1 pseudogene is annotated in these 411 nt (G+C 46.2%); it reads left to right on the top strand.

The features are described from left to right. A pseudogene (locus tag ADK28_RS25960) lies at window positions 1-411 on the top strand (hypothetical protein); the annotation flags it as partial.

Below are 411 nucleotides of genomic sequence, written 5' to 3'. Positions count from 1 at the left end.
GCTAATTAATCAGGCCATCCCGGATAAAAACCAGCAGGCAGGACTGCTGTCTGAAATGGAAACAGCCCGTGATGAAAATGTGCTTCCACTGGATAGTTTTGACTGGCTTCGTCAGAATGAGCGGGCCACGTTCTGGCTATGGGCGTATCTCTGTAAGGCCGGGGATTATGAGTTTGGCATTGGCCCGCCAGCAAATGCTGAATTCGGGAAAAACTGGTATCAGCGAATAAATCTGAGTTTATCTCCGGCAAGTCATCAGGAGAGAATGCATATTCTCATCACCTTCTTTGACAACATTTACATTTCCACACCCCCTGTGAATCACCTTAAGAAACAGGTATTCGAAAAACTGAAAGACCGGTGGAAAATCATTTACAGTAAACCGCTGCCGTTAAAATGGCTGCCGGATGA

This window comes from Serratia sp. 506_PEND, assembly GCF_001076875.1.
GTDB classification, from domain to species: Bacteria; Pseudomonadota; Gammaproteobacteria; order Enterobacterales; family Enterobacteriaceae; genus Serratia; species Serratia marcescens.
This window is presented reverse-complemented; position numbering and strand designations above follow the sequence as displayed.